The sequence below is a fragment of the Oxalicibacterium sp. genome, from assembly GCF_057353965.1.
In genome coordinates, this window is sequence record NZ_JBMQZD010000003.1 from 118,844 (window position 1) to 135,688 (window position 16,845).

Sequence of the window (16,845 nt, forward strand, 5' to 3'; positions counted from 1 at the left end):
CTGCGACAACACTGCTTCATCAACGAAAAAGAGGCCCTTGCGGGCCTCTTTCTTTTTCCGGCGAGATTCGAAATCAGGCCCTCACGGATCGGCCGCTGCCGGCCGGCATCGATGAGGACGGCATGGCCAGGGTAGCCCTGATCTGCTCGGCCAGCGTTCTCGCCAGCGGCTCGAAGATGGCGCGGCGGCGCTCGGTCAGGATATTGCCCGGCTGTCCGTTGACCAGCGATGTGATCCGGCAATGCCCCGACATGCAGACGCTCAACATGATCTGTCCAAGCTGGCCCAGTTCACTGTGGCGCAGGATGTATTCATAGGATGTGGCGGAAATCGGCCTGCGTTGCGCGGTGACATTGGACGGCAATTGGAATGACATGGTTATTGGAATGTAGTTGGTCCGAAGTGCCGCTCATTCTGTAGTGCTTCCTGTCGCTTTCGTATCCCATTCATATGGGATTTTCACGATCACGTATTTTCGTGCGACATCGCCGATGTCATTCCGGCAACCTGAACACCGTATATGCCGAAACGAATGATGATCCAGCTGCCAACGTGGATACATGTTGTAACAGACCTTACCGATTCGGACTGGCAATCGCCGCAACGCTCGTATTAAATGGAGTCGTCCCGATAGAGGATTTCGCTGCAATGCAATCCTCCGCAAAACATTCCATCAAAACATCGCAAGCCCCATCAAGGAGATCGACATGAAAAAGATCCTCGGCATTTCGGCCGGCATACTGGCAGGCGCATTGCTGCTTGCCGCAGCGCCGGCAATGGCCCGCGTCGATGTCGACGTTCATCTGGGCGTGCCTGCACCGATCTATGTCGGCCCGGCACCGGTGTATGTCGCGCCGCGCCCGGTCTATGTTGCACCGCGGCCGGTATACGTCCATCCGCACAGGTATTACCATCATCACAAACGCCATATGCGTTCGCGCGGCGACTACGATCGTGACGGCGTTCCGAATCGCTTCGACCGCAGGCCCAGCAACCCGTATCGCTATTGATCACCGGCATCATGTCTGGCGATCGCAAGGTATCGCACCATGATGAAAAATCCTTTTCCCTTTTCTTCCCGGCTCCGGCACAACCATCGAACAACATGGCTCGCGCTGGCAGCCGCCGTGCTGACAACCGTCCCCCTTTTTGCAGGCGCCGAGAATGTCCGCAGCTACAGCATCGAACAGCAGCGGCAGGATATCCATGCGCGCATCGAGCAAGGCATCGCGTACGGCCTGATCACGCAAGATGAAGCGGAAGAACTGTCACACCGCGAACGCAGCATCCAGTCGCGTGCCGCGGGCTACGAGCGTGACGGCACGCTGACGCCGCAGGAACGCGATCAGCTGCGCCGCGATCTCGATGCGCTGCACGCCGGCGTCGAACGCAGCCTGCGCAATACACGGATGAATGCGAGCCCCGACGGCTATCTTCCCGATATCGCCGGACGCGAGACGCAGATCGGCAAGCGCATCGACTATGGCATTGCGAACGGCCTCATCACGCGCACCGAGTCGCAACGCCTGCTGCAGCGTGAAAGCGATCTTTATCGCCGCGAAGCGGAATTCAGGATGGACGGCCAGATCACGCCGTCGGAAAAGAATGTGCTGCAACACGATCTGGAAGCGTTGGAGCGCGATGTAGGACGCCTGCTGAACAACGTGCGCACGCGGCGCTGACGTTCAGACAACAAGCTGCGCCATCATGCGTACGGCCTGATTGCCGCACGAGAATCAGCCGGCTACTGCCGAGAGAATCCGATTCCGCATCAACGGGCTTTCATTCCCATTCCACTGCCGCCTCGCCAATCCGCCAGCATGGCCGGCAGCCTGCGTCTATGCATGAACAGCACGATGGCCGCATAGCTGATCGCTCCCACCGCCATCGATGCCAGCAGTTCCGCCATCAACGACCATCCATGGCCGGCCATCGCCGACTGCAGCCCCAGCACGCATGCCGACATCGTCGCCACGCAGAATGCCGGCATCGCCAGCGGACGCAACTGGCGGCCGACGCCGATGCCCGCGTATTTGCGCAACAGCAGCAGGCCGAGCGGATAAGTAACAAGCACACGGCACGACCACGCCAGCATGATGTAAATCGGCGCATGCCCTGCCGTCAGGAAGACGACGGCGATCGTACAGGCACTGGCGCACAGGCCGGGCAGCAGCAGCGCGCGCGGATGGCCGAGCGCACGCAGATAGGGGCTGACGAAGATGCGCGTGAAGCTGGTCACCCACATCAGGCACAGCACGATGATCAGCGGGATCGCCTCGTTCCATTTTTCGCCAAGCAGCAGCGGCACCCATTGCTGCGCTGTCAGCGCCAGACCGACGAAGATCGGGCCGGAAATGAAGGTGGTCGCCTGCGTGATGCGCAGGAAGGCGCGCTGCATGTGCGCGCGATCCTGCTGCAGCGACGAGAAGAACGGCAGGCCGATGCGGCCGGCGACGTTGCCGACGATATTCGACAGCGCATCGGTCGCCTTGAACGCGACGCTGACCAGGCCGAGCACCGCCATGCCGTGGATCGCACCGATCAGCAGGTTGAAGCCGCGCGTGAGGAAAGCCCACAGCGCGCCCTCCAGCATCACCGGCACACCGAACGTGATCAGCTGTTTCGCATGCGGCCACGAGAAGCGACGCTTCGGCCAGCGCTGCAGGCCGCGCCAGAAGATCGTCGTCAGCACCAGGTTCTGCACGACGCCGGCGATGACGATGCTCCACACGCCAAACTGCGCCAGCGCCAGTCCGATCGCAACCACGCAATAGCTGAGGCGTCCCAGCACTGTGCGGCGCGCGACTGCCTTAGTGCGCATCTTGCGATCCAGCATCGCCGACGGCAGCAGGTTCAGGCCGGTGAAGAAGCACGCCGTTCCTTCGATAATCAGAATGGTGCCGACCAGCGATTGTCCCGCCAGATAGATGAAATACAGGCCGATACAAGCGCAAATCAGGAAGCCGGAAAAGCCGAGCGCCAGCGCCATCCAGAATGCGCTGTCGATATGGAGCATGTCGATCGGTCGGCGCTGGATCAGCGCCTCGTTGATACCCAGCGCGATAACCAGCTGCATCATCAGCACGATGGCTTGCGCAAAGGCGACGCTGCCGAAATCGGCCGCCGTCAGCACGCGCGACATGATGCCCAGCGTCAGGAAGCCCAGCAGGCCGACGCCGACACTGTCGACGATCGCCCACGGCACGGCACGGCGCAGATTCTTCATTGCGACACCGGACGCTGTTTCAGCGGGCGCAACAGCCTGCGCAACGGCTGCGTCATGCGACGGAATGCCGCGCCGACCGGCACCGCAATCCGCATGCGATTCTTGACGATGGCGATCTTCAATGCGCGCACCCAGGATTGCCGTATCTTGCGGCGTTCCGCCATTTCCACGATCTCCTGCAACAGGACCAGTTGCGCACGGTTGCCGACCCGCAGATTCTGGATGTCGGCATCGCTCGGCGGTCCTGCCAGCGATTCCGGCAACGGCGCGCCGAGCGCCATGAAATTGAGTTTGGTACGCAGGCATTTCTCGCAATGCCCGCAATTGCGGCCGGTCAACGGCCCTTCCCAGCACACGCGCAAATTGCGCAGTCCGGCCGGCCAGTCGAGAATGCCCGCCGCCTTTTCGGTGCGTGTGAATTCGCCGCCGTCGTAGACGACCTGGAAATCGCGGCTCGACAGCATCGTGTAGGTGATCGGATTGCCGCCCCAGGGCAGCACCAGGCGCGCATAGTCTTCGTCGGAACCGACCAGTGCAGCCGATACGCTGCCCTGCCAGTTGCGCAGGCAGGTCGCCACGCCGTTGCCGAATTCCATTTCCCAGTTGACGCAGGCGACGTCGCGCCAGTTGGTGCGCATCGTCACCATCGGCACATTGATCGAACGCAGCGCATCGGCGGCCGTGGAAACCGTCGTCGTGAAAGCGGCATTCGCATCGAGGCCGATGTCGAATCCCTGGATCAGCACGCCGGCATGCAGCAGATGGCTGCGGCGTCCGGCGTTGCGCGTCACATGCCGCCACGCGGTGAAGCTGGCATCGAGGCCGCCGGAGAAAGCGAGCACCGCACGCGGCGGCGATGCAGGCGACGGCAATGCCGAATCGGTGACTTCGTGCTCGGCGCTGACGCGCACGATCCGGTACAGATCAGGACGCCATAAGTGCCAGCACGCAATCAGGTCTTCCATGTTGCGCAGCAGCGATTGCGTGACCGGGCCGTCGACGTGAAGATCGCGCCCCTGATGCATCGCCTGAAACACCAGAGCGGTAACGGCCAGATCGTGCACGCGCAGCGGCGGCGGCAGGCATTCCTCGGGGCCGGTCATTTCCCATCCGATCTGCTGATCGTCGAAGGCGACGATGCGTGTGACCTGATTGTCACTGCGCATCTCGGTCAGCTGCGCGACGATACGATCCGAACGTGGCGAACCGGGACGGACATCCGGGGGAGAATCAAGGTGATAGTCGTCAGGCACGCTGATACACATCCTCGAAGCGAACGATATCGTCCTCGCCCAGATAGGCGCCGGACTGCACCTCGATCAGATGCAGCGGCATCTTGCCGGGATTTTCCAGCCGGTGCTGCGTGCCGATCGGGATATAGACCGATTCATTTTCCGTCAGCAGGCGCTGCTCTTCGCCACAGGTGACGAGCGCGGTGCCGGTCACGACGATCCAGTGTTCGGCGCGATGGTGATGCATCTGCAGCGACAGCTTCTCGCCCGGATCGACGGTGATGCGCTTGACCTGGTAACGATGGCCGTCGTCTATCGATTCGTACGAACCCCACGGGCGATAGACCTTTGTGTGATTCAGATGCTCGCAGCGCTTTTCCTGCTTCAGGTAATCGACCACCTGCTTGACGCGCTGCACGTCATTCTTGTCAGCGATCAGCACTGCATCCTTGGTTTCCACGACAATCACGTTGTCCAGCCCGAGCACGGCGACGAAACGGCTTTCCGCGCGAACGAAGGAATCGTGCACGCCATCGGTATAGACATCGCCCTGCAGCACGTTGCGGTCGAGATCATCGTGCTCCTGCACATCAGCCAGCGCGGACCACGAGCCGACGTCGCTCCAGCCGATGTCGGCCGGAATCACGACTGCCTGTTGCGTATGTTCCATCACCGCGAAATCGATCGATTCGGACGGACACTTCGCATACGCCTCCTTGCCGAGCCGGCAGAACGACAGATCGCCATATGCATCGCGCACCGCATCGCGGCAGCAGGCCGCCATCTGCGGCTGCAGGCGTTCCAGCTCGTCCAAGTAAGCACCGGCGCGGAACAGAAACATGCCGCTGTTCCACGAATAATGTCCATCGTCGAGGAATTGCTGCGCCTTCTCGCGGTCCGGCTTCTCGACGAACTGCTCGACCATGTAGCAGCCCCGTGCACCGTCCACCGCATCGCCGCGCCGGATATAGCCATAGCCAGATTCCGGCGACGACGGCACGATGCCGAAGGTCGCCAGTTTCGACGATCCCTGCGCAACCGACGCCGCTAACGTGATTGCCTCGTTGAACGCATCGACGTCGCGGATCACGTGATCGGCCGGCAATACCAGCATCAGCGCATCGTCGTCACCGTCACGGCGCAGGTGATACGCCGCCACGCCGATCGCCGGCGCCGTATTGCGGCCCTGCGGTTCCAGCATGATTGCGTGCGGCTCCACGCCGATCTGGCGCATCTGTTCGGCAACTAGAAAACGATGATCGTCGCCACAAACGATCAGCGGTGCTGCAATTCCGGGGCGGCCGGACACGCGCAGCACGGTTTCCTGCAGCATTGTCAGGCCGGACACCAGCGGCAGCAGTTGCTTCGGCAGCGCCGCGCGCGACAGCGGCCAAAGACGCGTACCGGAACCGCCGGAAAGAATGACAGGATGGATCTTCACGCCGCACCGACTGCGCGCCTGCGCTCATTGCCAGGAATGCGCGTCACCGCCCGACGATCCCGCGCATCGCGCCAGTGATCGTCCTTGCATTCGGAGACGTGCCGCATCTCGCCTTCGCGGCTGACGCAATAATTGCGGCAGACCACCAGTTCCTCCATCGTCGATTCCGGCGACACGCGCGTGTATTCGAACAGCACACTGCGCACGACTTCCGATCCGCAGCATATCTGGCTGCCGTGCCCGATCCAGGTCGGGCCGATGATGGTGCTGCCGGCTTCCACCGTGCAGCCGGAGCCGATGTAGACCGGCCCCTTGATGGTCGTGCCTTCCCAGTCGATATGCGTATTGAGGCCAACCCAGATGCCGTCGTCGATCTGCGTGCCGGGCATCATCATGTGCGCCATCTCGCCCTTAAGCACGCTCTGCGAGACTGCCCAGTAATCCTTGACGTTGCCGATGTCGATCCAGTTGAAGAAACGCTTCTGCGCATAGAACGGTACCTTCTTCTCGACCAGCAGCGGGAACAGCTGCGAACCGATATCGAACTCCACGCCGGACGGGATCATGTCCAGCACTTCCGGTTCGAAGATGTAGATGCCGGTGCTGGCCGCGGTCGACAGCGCATCCTTCGGCTTCGGTTTTTCCTGGAAGGACAGCACGCGGCCGTCGTCGTCCGTCACCACCATGCCGTAATCGGACGATTTCTCGCGCGGCACTTCCTTCGTGATGATACTGACCTTCGCGCCTTTCCTGCGGTGCTCGAACAGCGCGGACTTGATGTCGAGATCGATCAGTGCATCGCCGCAGATCACCAGCGTGGTCTCGTCGAAGAAACCGCCGGATTCCTGGATCTTCTTCATGCCGCCGGCGGATCCGGCTGCCTGCGGCACCACTTCGCCCTCCTCGTTCATGTAGCCCTCGAAGGAATAACCGATCTGCGCGCCGAAGCGCTGGCCTTCGCCGAAGTAATCCTCGATCTTCTGGTGCAGATAGCTGACGTTGACCATGATGTCGCGGATGCCGTACTTGACCAGATGCTCAACCAGATATTCCATCACCGGCTTGCCGAGAATCGGGATCATCGGCTTCGGCAGTTCGTATGTCAGCGGTTGTACGCGCGTTCCTTTTCCTGCTGCAAGAATCATTGCTTTCATGGGTTGGCCTTCTGTCTCTCTTCTGTTCGTGTCGAATGAAATAAATTGAATACGTAAGGTGTGGAATACGTATAGCGGGTTGGAATAAGAATGAATGCGTGTCGAAAAATCCGGTTGCGCGAATACGCTCAGAAATAAATGAAATGCGCTCAGGCGTAGTCGAAGGTTTCCACTGACATCGCCTGCCAGCGCCAGGCGTCTTCGCACATCTGCGCGATGTTGCGTTCTGCGCGCCAGCCGAGCTCGCGTTCGGCGCGCGATGGATCGGCATAGCAAACCGCGATATCGCCCGGACGGCGCGCCACGACCTTGTACGGAATACGACGGCCGCTGGCACGTTCGAACGCTTCGATCATCTGCAGCACACTGCTGCCGCAACCGGTTCCAAGGTTGTAGGTCTGCACGCCGGATTCGCCGCGCTCCAATCGCTCGAGCATGCGCACATGGCCGACCGCCAGATCGACGACGTGGATGTAATCGCGCACGCCGGTGCCGTCCTCTGTCGGGTAATCGCCGCCGAACACCGACAGCATCGGCCGCTTGCCGACCGCCACCTGTGCCACGTAAGGCAGCAGATTGTTCGGAATGCCGTTCGGGTCTTCGCCGATTAATCCACTTTCGTGCGCGCCGACCGGATTGAAGTAACGCAGCAATCCGATGCGCCATTCCGGATCGGCCTTGGCGATATCGCGCAGCATTTCCTCGATCATCAGCTTGCTGCGGCCGTAGGGATTGGTGGCGGACAACGGAAAATCCTCGACGATGGGAACCGTCGCCGGATCGCCGTAGACAGTAGCCGACGAACTGAACACCAGCTTCTTCACATCGTGCTTCGCCATCGTCTGGAACAGCGCCAGGCTACCCTCGACATTGTTCTCGTAGTAACGCATCGGCTCGTCCACCGATTCGCCTACCGCCTTCAATCCGGCAAAGTGCATGACGGCATCGAAATGCCCGGAAGAAAAAATTCTTTCCAGTGCCGCGCGATCACGCAGGTCTGCCTTGACAAAGGGAATGACGGAGCCGGTAATCGTCGCCACGCGTTCGAGCACCGATTCCTTGCTGTTGCATAGATTGTCGACAACGACGATCTGGTAACCGGCCTGTATCAGTTCAACGCATGCATGCGAACCGATGTAGCCCGCGCCTCCGGTTACCAATATTTTCATGATCCACACATCCAGAACGCCGCATTGCGGCAACTTCTAAAAGAGCGGCGGATCGCATCAAAAGTTCATTTTTGTCATTGCCGATTCAATGACATTTTCGTGACGATGCCAATTCGTTTTTCGAGAGAAATCTTTTGAGTGGCATTCGTTCACACAGAGAAATATTTGCACGTAAAAATTACCTGCATGCTGCAACAAACATGTACGCAACATGCATGCACGCAATCACGGTAATACCGTCTGCTGCGGAAACCGCTGTGCACGATCGTCGTAGGCAACCATCCAGTCTGCACAATGCAGGCGCATCGTGCGCATGACGGCAGGACGGATGTTGTGCAGCACGAAGCTGCGCGCGATCTTGGTCTGATGGCCGTATAGCAGCAGCAGCAGCGCAATGCAGGCGCTGTCGATCTGCACCACGCGCGCGAAATCCACATTCACGTCACAGGGAGAAGAAGTCGCTTGCTCGCATGCATCGCGCAATGCGGAAAGATTTCCCTCCATCCACACGCCGCTGGCGACGATACGGCAGCTGCGGCTGTGCATGCGCACCGCCACGCGTGCGCGCGCCATCGCTTCGGCATCGCGGCGGCGCAACCTGGTTGCCACCGCGCACGGCACGATGCGCGTGACGGCCAGCCGAAGCAACATCCATCCGTCCTTCCAGTAACGTTTCCACAATGCCGGTTCTTCCTTGATGCGCCACAGCCATTCCATGCCGATGCGCCCCACCCATGGCGGCGCACGACTGACCGTGCCGGCAACGAAGTTGACCACTGCACCGAGATGGCTGACCACCGGCACGCGCAGCCGCGACAGGTTGCGTTCTATCCAGGCCTGCCCCTTTTTTGCGCCAAGCGCGACGACAAGAAAATCCGCATCGCTGGCATTGATCGCGTTGATCGTTTCCGCATCGCTCATTTCCTCGATGCTGGCGAAACCAGGCGAGCGGTAGCCGACGCAACGCAGCCATGACGATGACGCATTGAGTTTCTCCGCCGCGCATTCAGCCACGCCATCCGGCCCGCCGAAGAAATAGACGGACAACAAGCCGGCGTTCGTGCGGCGCGCTTCGCCGTGGCGCAAGGCCTCGAACAATGTCGAACCGGCCACGCGTTCGCGTATCGGCAGGCCAAGCAGGCGCGCGATCCACACCAAGGGCATGCCGTCCACCACCGACAGATCGCTGCGCAAAACCGAATCGCGGAATACATCGGCAGCAGCGCCGCCTTCCATGCCGGCGACGGTAAAGTTCAGGTTCGGCGTGGAGAGAAAGCAGCGCTCGTCATGCGCGGCCGCATCGCCGACCTTCTGCACCGCTTCCTGCAGTGAAACGACATCGAACGGCATGCCGAGTATGCAGACGACGCGGCGGCGGAAATCGGTACGCACCGGATACGCGGCAGATACAGAATCGGATGCAGGGCGGGATGCAGGACGATTGCCGCGTTGACTGGTTTCAGCTTCATTCCGCATCGCGCTTGGCCCTCACCCATTCGACCTGCCGGCTGAAAACGAACTTCAGGTACAGCGGCACCTTCCAGAATGCATAGCCAACTGCCGACAGCAAATCGCCGAAGCTGACGATGCGGCGGCCGAAGCGCCACCACGACAGCCAGACGGAAAACGCCAGCGATGCAAAGATGATGGCCGCTGCCATCAGCGGCAACTTCATGCCGGTGAACAGTGCGACGAACAGCATCGCCACGAAGACACCGCCGACAATCAAGGCCAACAGCGCCACCGGCGGCACGCACATGTCCAGTGCCAGCGCGATCAGCATACGGTCGCGTCGCATGATGCCGTCGCGCAGCAACGGCAATCCTTCATGCAAGATCATGCCGAGATGGCCATGTTCCCAGCGCGTGCGCTGCGCACGCGCCGCCTCGTCGCCAACGGGGAAATAACTGACGACGCAGGCTTCCGGACAAAACAGCGTCGGCCGGCCGGCTTTCGCCATCTCGATGCCCAGCTTCATGTCCTCCGCAATATGGCCGTTCGCCAATTGCGCCTGTGAAATCAGCGGCCACGGAAACGCCATACCGGTGCCCATCAGCTGGCATGGCAAGCCTAGGCGATGGAAGCCCAGCGGGCGCACGCGGTTCTTTACCACCCACGCGAATTCGGCGATGCGTATCTTCAGGCTGGCGCCGCGTGGCGCGCGCATCAGGTCCAGCGCCTGTACCGGCCGCTGCGATGCCAGCGCCGTGCGCGCCAGCAGTTCGATCGAGCCCGGGAGCACGATACAGTCGGCATCGATGAAGACGACGGCATCCGGTGGATCCTGCATCAGAGCACGCACGCCGTGATCCAGCGCATAGCCCTTGCCGCGCCGTGTGTCGTCGTGCCGTTCCAGCACGTGGGCACCGGCGGATGCGGCGATCGATGCCGTCATGTCGCTGCAGTTGTCGACGACGACGATCACGCGATCGCCGGCTTCCTCATCGAGCTGGCTGCGGATCAGCGTGACGGTAGCGGCGATGCCGTTCGCCTCGTTGTGCGCCGGCACCAGCACGGCGATGCGCGGACGCCGTTCGTCCGGCAGCAAGGCCGCACGCGGGGACTTCGCCAGGCAGGCCTGCACCAGCAAAACCAGCACCGGCACGGCGACCACGGCCAACAACGACAGCAACAGAATTTCCATCAACGCCATCATCGATACGCCTCCGCCATGCCGCCTGCGGCGCTTTCGACCATGCTGTTCTGCTCAGCCTGCCGGAACAGCGTCACCATCTTGCCTGCCTCGCGATCGCTGTCGTGCCGTTCCAGCACACGCACGCGTGCGCGTTCGCCCATGCGCAGCAATTCGTCGTCCGGCGTCGCCAGGCAACGTTCCATCGCCGCTGCCAGTTCTTCCACCGAGCCGGGCGGATATAGCCAGCCGCTCTCGCCTTCACGCACCAGCTCCGGAATACCGGTGATCCACGTCGTCAGCACCGGACGGCGCAGTGACATCGCTTCCATGATCACGACCGGCAGCCCCTCGGCAAAGCTGGCCATCACCAGCGCGCGCGCTTCCAGCAATTCCTGCCGCACCTGCTCGCCGCTGATCCAGCCGGTGATGCGCACACGGTCGTGCAGATTGTGGCGCGCGATCATCGTCATCACTTCGCCGCGCATTTCGCCGTCGCCGGCCAGCACGAGTTCGACATCCGTTCCCTTGCGCGCCAGCATCGCGACTGCTTCCACCAGCAACTGTTGCGCCTTCTGTTCGCACAGCCGGCCGACACAGACAAAGCGCGGACGTGTCGACAAGACGTGTTCCACATTGCCGTGGAAAGCATGCTCGACGCCGCAATGCACGACGTGCACCTTGCCCCAGTGGCTGTGCTCGACTGCGCGATACAACTGGCTACGGCAGTAGGAAGTGACGGCAGCGACGAAGGACGCGCGTCGGATCTTTTCACCGAGACCGATGAATTCCGGTTTGTCGAATTCTTCCGATCCGTGAATCGTCAGGCTGTAGCGGAAACCGCCGACTTCCGCCGCCAGCATCGCCACTTCCGCCGAATTGGTGCCGAAGTGCGCATGCAGATGCGCGATGCCTTCGTCACGCAACCATTCGGCAATGCGGCAGCCTTCGGCGAAATAAATCAGGTGGTAGGGCAACGATTTATCGGAGCGGCGACTCATCCGGAACGCCAGTTTCACTCCGGCGAAAAAACGTGCCGGCGATGCCAGCGCCATCTTCGTCATCGAACGCAGCAGGCCGCCCAACCCGTCGCGCAGCACATAGCGCGTATGTTCGCGTTCGCTGAAATCCTCGGCATCGACCAGATCGCCTTCCCAGCCGCGCAGCGCAATGCGTTGCACGCGTACGCCCTGGCGTTCGAGCGCCAGGATTTCGCGCCGGATGAAGCTGTGGCTGACTTTCGGATATTGGTTGATCAGATAGGCGATATGCATGTTCAGGCGATTCCTTTCAGCGGCACGACGTTGATGTCGGTAATGCCGCACTGTTGCTCTTCATGTTGCTCTTGCGATTGCTTGTCGAACGATTCATCCGGTCGCGCAACGACGCGCGCCGGCACACCGACCGCCGTCGCGCCATCCGGCACATCACGCAGCACCACCGACAGCGCGCCGATGCGGCAATCGTTGCCGATGCGCACGCCGCCCAGCACCTGCGCATAGGCGCCGAATTCGACACCGTCGCCGATCACCGGCACCGGTCCGCCTTCTTCGCGGTTGCCTATCGTCACGCCCTGGCGCAAGGTACAGTTCGCGCCCAGCACCGCTTGCGGATGCAGGAAAATTCCGCCGAAGTGCCAGATGCGCAAGCCCGGTCCGATCGTTGCCGATTTCGGCAGGCTGATGCCGGTCGCGGTTTCCGCCGCGCGAAACAGCAGCCAGTACCACGCCGTCAGCACGCGCCGCACGATGCCGGGCGGACGGCTATCGACGCGGCGACCGAAGCGATATACCCACAGCGCCCACAGCGACTGTTCCTTCAGCAGCGGACGGCGCATGCCGCAGCGCTGCAGGTCAGCCTGCCAGTCGGGATCGATGTGGTGCGCCATGTTCCGTCACTCCTGCAGCAGCAGTTCGCCGCGCACGGTGGATGGCTGGTTGACGCCGCTGATCGCCCACACGGTGACGATCGCGTTGTTCGCCGGCCATGCGAAGGTTTTCGATTCCCCGTTCGCCAGCTCGCCGCTGTCGAAATACAGCGGCAGGCCGGACGGGTCGCGCACCTGCAGCTTCAGCTTCGCGCCGCCGGTCGTGATCGCGGAGACGCGATATGTCTTGCCGGTCTGCGGCAGCGACCACGTGATCCGGTTCAGGCCGCGTGACGAATAGTTGACCTGCGTGACACGTGTGGCCGATGCGGGGAACACCACCGCCTGCTGCCAAGTATCGAAAGTGCCGAGCGGCCCGCCCGCGTATTGCTGCCATGGTCCGCGCATCGACAGCAGATTGAATTTCTTCGGCGGCGTGAACGCCTGGCCGTTGCCGTCGACCCAGCCTTGCGCCGATGTCACCTGGCGCAGTGCAGCGCGGATTCGATCGAGCTCGTTGGCCACCGCCGTGTTCCAGGTGCCGCCGTGCAAGTCATATTTCGCACCGTTTTCCACATAGATGAAGAACGGCGTGCCGCCATTGCGATCGACGACGTAGGCACCGTAGGTCTTCAGCGTCTCGGCCACCTTGCGCAACGCGGGGCTGGCAATCTTCGACGTGTCGTAGTTCGGCGGCAGCATCATCAGCGCACCTTCCGAAATGCGGCCGGTGTTGGTCGTCGCGGCGTTGGTATCGGCCGACGTAGCCGGATAGATGTAGGTCGGATTCGGCGACAGACCGTTATAGGTCAGCGACATCGCCAGCGCATGGCGATACATCGTGTCGCCATCGTCGATCTCGTGCTTGCGGATCAGACCGCCGGAAGTCGGCACGCCGGCCGCACGCGAACCCTGGAAGTAATGCGCCGGATCGCCCCAGCCTCGGCCGTTCAGCGGCGTCCATGCGTATTGCGCGGCGACCCACTTGCCGCTGACGTTCTTCAGCTGCCAGAACGAATGCACGACACCGGCAATCGGATCGACGATATCGGCATGCCCGTCGCTGGCGGTCGCCGCCTGAACGTCGGCCGGCCAGCGCGGAATCGTCACGTTGTGATTGGCGCCTGCATCCGGATCCCACAGTCCTTGCGTGTTCGGCAGGCCGCTGACCGTCACCGACGGATCGCCCTGCTTGGCCAGAAACACGCCGGTCGACCATTCGCCGCCGGCCACGCCGGGCGAATAGGTCGATTTCGGAATCACGAAATCGCCGAAGCTCGGATTGACCGGACGGCTGTTCCAGGGCGATGTCGGCGCAAACGGCTTCTGGTAGCTGCCCCATTGCGCAGTCTGTGCCTGCGCGGCGGAGGGCGCAGCCGCAATCAGGGCTGCGCAACCGAAGGAGCAGAGAGCAGAAAGGGAAAACGGCACGAGGGCAAGGCGTTTTTGCATTACATCTCCTTAGGCAGCGTTGGTATCGGTTTTTGCGTTCATGCTGAATCTCTTCGCCAGCATCCTGCCGCCGGCATTCCACCAGCGTTCGTAATAGAACGTGGAAATGTGCGCAAGGATGAACAGCACGACGAAGAGCAGCGGGCGCTTCAGGTACTTCACGATGGTGTCGCCGCTGCCCAGCCAGGTGCCGTAGGCCAGCATCGGATGGATCACGTATAGCGCATAGGACACGGTCGCCAGATAGACGAGGATGCGGTTATCGAGCAGACGTGCCAGACGATGATCCGGATTGACGACAGTGGCGCCGATCAGCATCGCCGCCAGATACGGGCGGAAGTAATTCATCGGGCCGCCGAACTCATGGCAGGAAATCAGCAGCAGCAACAGCAACAGCCACTGCGGCGCCCTTCTCAGCCATTCGAGAATGCTGGCATGGAAGCGCTGGTGATAGATCAGCGCCAGCGTGCAGCCGGCGAGAATTTCGTCGATGCGGTAATAGCTGACACTGGATGCAAGGACGCCGTCCGCCACGCGCAGCATCGTGAAGGCGAAGCCGATCAGCGGCAGGAACAGCAGGCTGCGCACACCGAAGATCGCAAACATCAATGCAACGCCGACGTAGAACTGCATCTCCAGGCACAGGCTCCAGATATGCTCGGTCAGCAGCACCAGCTTCTGCGGCGGCAGGTTCGCATAGAACAGAAAATGCGCAAGCCAGCCGTCCGGCGCGACACCGGCCATCGTCAGCGCAATCGCCAGATAAAGCCATGCCAGCGGAATGATGCGGAAGAAGCGCCGCAGCAGAAAATCGATGACCGACGGATTCTTCAGCAGGAAGGACGTGATCAGAAAACCGGAAAGCGTGAAGAACAGCGACATGCCGAGCAGACCGAACATCGCATTGCCATGCAGCGATTTCGGCCCCATCGGCAGCAGGTGCGCCGCCAGCACACACAGTATGCTGATGCCGCGCCAGCCGTCGAGCATTTCCAGCCGTGGCAGTGCGCTGCTCATGGCCGCCCCGCCGTACGCAGATGATGACGACGCAATCTGCCTTGCTCCGGGCGTCGCGGATCGTCATGCGTCGCGCCATGTCGTGTTTCGCCGTACGGGCCATTGGGCATGCCATCCGGTTGCGGTGCGCGCGGAGACGGCCCGCCTGTCGGTTCAACCTTTCCCTTCTTCGGCTCACCCGCCTTCGTGCTGGCCGCCAACGCACAGGCCGCGCCGACGGTAAACCAGAAATACCAGTTGAACACCAGATAGCCGAACATGTTGTCCGAGAACGAAACGACCAGGTAGACGATCACGATGGCGATGGCGATGAAGGCCGCCAGCTTGTCGCGCCGCGCCATCTGGCGAATGAAGAAGGCCGTGCGTCCGTACAGCCACAGATAGGCCAGCAGTCCGATCGCGCCGGCGTCGAAGAACCACTGCACGTAGACGTTGTGCGCGCCCCAGTTGATCTTGTTGGCAGCCTCGAAGAAGATCGGCGAATAGCTGCGGAATCCGTCGATGCCGTAGCCGAACAGATAGCGTATCGGCTGCATCCATTGCAGGCCGCTTTCCCAGATCTGCAGACGCCATGCGAAAGAATTCAGCTTCGCGTAGCCGACCGCTTCGTTGCCGCTGCCCAGATCGACCAGGCGATCGCGTATTTCCGGTACCAGCAGCGCCACCACCGGCAGTGCGAGCAGATAGATCAGGTAGCGCCGCTCGAACAGCAGCGCATAGAAGACGAACAGCAGCAGGCAGGCGATCCAGGCGCTACGCGTCTGCGTCAGCACCAGCAACGCAAACAGATAGAGCAGATACAGCGTCAGGCCGACGCGCCCTGCACCGCTCGGACGCAATACCTTGTCCTTCAGCGTGAACAGCGTCAGCGAAATGATCAGCGTCAGGTAAAACGCCATGATGTTCGGATGCGTGAACGTCGACTGCAGGCGGAAACCCTCAGGCCCGCCCGCGCCGGCATGCAGCAGCACGTCGACCGGCGCATACAGCGCCGGGATCGCCGACGACCACAGCACCAGCTTCACGCATTTGCGGAAATCCATCGGCGACTGCACGAAATAGAAGGCGGCGACGAACATCGCGAAATACGACAACAACGTCAGGTAAGTACGGATGGCATCGCCCTTCGACGGTGCAAGCGCGACGCCGAAGGCTGCCACCAGCAGGAACGGCAGCCACGCCATCACCATCTTCTTCGGCAGCCGCGTCGGCTTCTCGATCACCAGCATGCAGGCCAGCAGGATCACGCACAGGTTGATCAGGCCGCCGACGCCTGTTTCATAGCCGCCCAGAGAAAAGCGCGTGGTATCCAGCACGATGTCGCCGGCGGAGCGGAACACGATGATCAGGCCGAGCAGGAACAGCCGGTTGAACAACAGCAGGAAACCGAACACCAGAAACGCCGGCAGCGCCAGCAACCGCGCGAAGCGGTATTCCATCGCATCGGCATAGAAAGGCACGACGATACCGGCCAGCACCGCCAGCACGATGACGCCGATCAGCGTGTGCGCATTCGATTCCTGCGGCAGCCAGCGCGAACGCAACGTGCCGCTGTCATATGCGCCGCCTTCGAGCGTGCGGTCAGCGAACACGGCGGTTCTCCTCCGCCTGCATTAAGGCGCGCATCGGACCAGGCATCAAGCGATGCGCCGCAC

At 61.6% G+C, this 16,845-nt stretch carries 15 protein-coding genes; 2 read left to right on the forward strand and 13 right to left on the reverse strand.

All coding sequences use genetic code 11. The annotated features are described in order from the left end of the window. Positions 1-73: 73 nt before the first annotated feature. Positions 74-376: a hypothetical protein gene (locus ACO1VH_RS05695; protein WP_486243331.1), complete on the reverse strand. Its 303-nt coding sequence runs from the start codon at positions 374-376 to the stop codon at positions 74-76. Between the two features lie 331 nt (positions 377-707). On the opposite strand from ACO1VH_RS05695, the gene ACO1VH_RS05700 reads away from it, so the two are divergent. Next, positions 708-1,010 carry a hypothetical protein gene (locus ACO1VH_RS05700; RefSeq protein ID WP_486243333.1) on the forward strand — a complete coding sequence of 101 codons (303 nt, stop codon included), beginning with the start codon at positions 708-710 and terminating at the stop codon, positions 1,008-1,010. 117 nt (positions 1,011-1,127) lie between these two features. Next, positions 1,128-1,682 carry a hypothetical protein gene (locus ACO1VH_RS05705; protein ID WP_486243335.1) on the forward strand — a complete coding sequence of 185 codons (555 nt, stop codon included), beginning with the start codon at positions 1,128-1,130 and terminating at the stop codon, positions 1,680-1,682. Positions 1,683-1,771: 89 nt separating this feature from the next. Here the strand turns inward: ACO1VH_RS05705 and ACO1VH_RS05710 are convergent, their stop codons facing one another. The 12 genes from ACO1VH_RS05710 to ACO1VH_RS05765 all read right to left on the reverse strand — a co-directional run bounded on the left by ACO1VH_RS05710 (position 1,772) and on the right by ACO1VH_RS05765 (position 16,782). Then, on the reverse strand, positions 1,772-3,226 hold the full coding sequence (locus tag ACO1VH_RS05710; RefSeq protein ID WP_486243337.1) for a lipopolysaccharide biosynthesis protein: 1,455 nt from the start codon (positions 3,224-3,226) through the stop codon (positions 1,772-1,774). Next, positions 3,223-4,479, reverse strand: coding sequence for a hypothetical protein (locus ACO1VH_RS05715; RefSeq protein WP_486243339.1), 1,257 nt, complete (start codon positions 4,477-4,479; stop codon positions 3,223-3,225). Before ACO1VH_RS05715 ends, ACO1VH_RS05710 begins: the two co-directional genes overlap by 4 nt. Beyond that, positions 4,472-5,899, reverse strand: coding sequence for a mannose-1-phosphate guanylyltransferase/mannose-6-phosphate isomerase (locus tag ACO1VH_RS05720; protein ID WP_486243341.1), 1,428 nt, complete (start codon positions 5,897-5,899; stop codon positions 4,472-4,474). The genes ACO1VH_RS05715 and ACO1VH_RS05720 overlap by 8 nt, the downstream gene beginning before the upstream one ends. Next, entirely contained in the window at positions 5,896-7,044 is a 1,149-nt protein-coding gene (locus ACO1VH_RS05725; protein WP_486243616.1) for a nucleotidyltransferase family protein, read from the reverse strand. The genes ACO1VH_RS05720 and ACO1VH_RS05725 overlap by 4 nt, the downstream gene beginning before the upstream one ends. Positions 7,045-7,202: 158 nt before the next feature. Further along, the gene (gene galE, locus ACO1VH_RS05730) at positions 7,203-8,222 is read right to left on the reverse strand and encodes a UDP-glucose 4-epimerase GalE (protein ID WP_486243343.1); all 1,020 of its coding nucleotides are present in this window, start codon (positions 8,220-8,222) and stop codon (positions 7,203-7,205) included. A 225-nt stretch (positions 8,223-8,447) separates the two neighbouring features. Continuing rightward, a complete protein-coding gene (locus tag ACO1VH_RS05735) occupies positions 8,448-9,614 on the reverse strand; it encodes a WecB/TagA/CpsF family glycosyltransferase (RefSeq protein ID WP_486243345.1) in 1,167 nt (388 codons plus the stop codon). Between the two features lie 73 nt (positions 9,615-9,687). Then, positions 9,688-10,866, reverse strand: a complete 1,179-nt coding sequence (locus ACO1VH_RS05740) for a glycosyltransferase family 2 protein (RefSeq protein WP_486243347.1) — start codon at positions 10,864-10,866, stop codon at positions 9,688-9,690. A gap of 8 nt (positions 10,867-10,874) precedes the next feature. Continuing rightward, complete coding sequence (locus ACO1VH_RS05745; protein WP_486243349.1) at positions 10,875-12,128, reverse strand: glycosyltransferase family 4 protein; 1,254 nt, start codon at positions 12,126-12,128, stop codon at positions 10,875-10,877. Positions 12,129-12,130: 2 nt separating this feature from the next. After that, positions 12,131-12,742, reverse strand: a complete 612-nt coding sequence (locus ACO1VH_RS05750; RefSeq protein ID WP_486243351.1) for a serine O-acetyltransferase — start codon at positions 12,740-12,742, stop codon at positions 12,131-12,133. A 6-nt stretch (positions 12,743-12,748) separates the two neighbouring features. Then, a complete protein-coding gene (locus ACO1VH_RS05755) occupies positions 12,749-14,173 on the reverse strand; it encodes an Atrophin-1 multi-domain protein (protein ID WP_486243353.1) in 1,425 nt (474 codons plus the stop codon). A 9-nt stretch (positions 14,174-14,182) separates the two neighbouring features. Beyond that, a complete protein-coding gene (locus ACO1VH_RS05760) occupies positions 14,183-15,190 on the reverse strand; it encodes an acyltransferase family protein (RefSeq protein ID WP_486243355.1) in 1,008 nt (335 codons plus the stop codon). Continuing rightward, positions 15,187-16,782 carry an O-antigen ligase family protein gene (locus ACO1VH_RS05765; protein WP_486243357.1) on the reverse strand — a complete coding sequence of 532 codons (1,596 nt, stop codon included), beginning with the start codon at positions 16,780-16,782 and terminating at the stop codon, positions 15,187-15,189. Before ACO1VH_RS05765 ends, ACO1VH_RS05760 begins: the two co-directional genes overlap by 4 nt. Positions 16,783-16,845: the final 63 nt, after the last annotated feature.

What these genes read in the sequence shown, in the direction of transcription:
- ACO1VH_RS05695 (WP_486243331.1), bottom strand. Translation starts at nt 376, where the DNA reads ATGTCATTCCAATTGCCGTCCAATGTCACCGCGCAACGCAGGCCGATT.
- ACO1VH_RS05745 (WP_486243349.1), bottom strand. Translation starts at nt 12,128, where the DNA reads ATGCATATCGCCTATCTGATCAACCAATATCCGAAAGTCAGCCACAGC.
- ACO1VH_RS05700 (WP_486243333.1), top strand. Translation starts at nt 708, where the DNA reads ATGAAAAAGATCCTCGGCATTTCGGCCGGCATACTGGCAGGCGCATTG.
- ACO1VH_RS05755 (WP_486243353.1), bottom strand. Translation starts at nt 14,173, where the DNA reads ATGCAAAAACGCCTTGCCCTCGTGCCGTTTTCCCTTTCTGCTCTCTGC.
- ACO1VH_RS05750 (WP_486243351.1), bottom strand. Translation starts at nt 12,742, where the DNA reads ATGGCGCACCACATCGATCCCGACTGGCAGGCTGACCTGCAGCGCTGC.
- ACO1VH_RS05710 (WP_486243337.1), bottom strand. Translation starts at nt 3,226, where the DNA reads ATGAAGAATCTGCGCCGTGCCGTGCCGTGGGCGATCGTCGACAGTGTC.
- ACO1VH_RS05740 (WP_486243347.1), bottom strand. Translation starts at nt 10,866, where the DNA reads ATGGAAATTCTGTTGCTGTCGTTGTTGGCCGTGGTCGCCGTGCCGGTG.
- galE (WP_486243343.1), bottom strand. Translation starts at nt 8,222, where the DNA reads ATGAAAATATTGGTAACCGGAGGCGCGGGCTACATCGGTTCGCATGCA.
- ACO1VH_RS05725 (WP_486243616.1), bottom strand. Translation starts at nt 7,044, where the DNA reads ATGATTCTTGCAGCAGGAAAAGGAACGCGCGTACAACCGCTGACATAC.
- ACO1VH_RS05760 (WP_486243355.1), bottom strand. Translation starts at nt 15,190, where the DNA reads ATGAGCAGCGCACTGCCACGGCTGGAAATGCTCGACGGCTGGCGCGGC.